Below are 812 nucleotides of genomic sequence, written 5' to 3'. Positions count from 1 at the left end.
CGCAAGACGAGAAGAAGAAGCACGAAGAGCTGCCGTCATGGAATCCCAAAGGGAAGAAGCCCGTAGAATGGCAATGATGGAAGCAGCTCAAAGAGCTGCCCAAGTAGCTGCAGCACAAGAAGCTGCCCAAAGAGCTGCTCAGGAAGAGGCTCGTAGAATTGCATTCGAACAGGCCCGTGAAGAATCAGCCAGAAGAGCAGCTGCCCACGAAGCTGTACAGAGGGCTGTACAAGAAGCTGCAAGAAGAGCCATTGCTCAGGCTGCTGCCCAACGTGCTGTCCAAGAAGCCAACAACAACGTCCAGCAAGATGATGACGATACCAAAGAGGATGAATCCCAGCCTTCTTCCGAACAAAGAGTACCTGTAAACGCCATCCCCATGATGATGCCACCGCGAATTCCTTTCCCAGAAGAGCTTCTCCGTCAGATCAACAAACTTCAACCCAATCACGAAATGATCGTCCAGATCGCAGAAGAGCGTCCAGCTGATTCGGAAGAAACCAGGGAAATCCAGCTGATCCCACAAGAAGGTCAACAAAGTCAAGACGGATCAAACAAGTTCATTCGTATCCCAGTTCCCATGATGCCTCAGGAAGTCCACATCCACGAAGAAGTTCCACAACAACTGGAACAATCCCAATCCCAGCAACAGGATCCACGTGAACAACCAAACCAACAAGAACCACAACAACAACAACAACCACCACAAGCTCCACAACCCCAGCCACCACAGGAACAACAACAACCACCACAGCAGCAAGAACAACCACCACAAGCTCCACAACCCCAGCCACCACAGGAACAACAACAAC

General features: G+C 50.9%; 1 pseudogene. It reads left to right on the top strand.

From position 1 onward, the window contains the following. Nucleotides 1-67: 67 nt before the first annotated feature. Nucleotides 68-812, top strand: a pseudogene (locus EK369_RS22860) (hypothetical protein); the annotation flags it as partial.

The sequence above is a fragment of the Shimia sediminis genome (assembly GCF_003990645.1).
Lineage (GTDB): Bacteria > Pseudomonadota > Alphaproteobacteria > Rhodobacterales > Rhodobacteraceae > Shimia > Shimia sediminis.
Note: the sequence above shows the minus strand (reverse complement) of the source record. Positions and strands in the feature narration are given on the sequence as shown.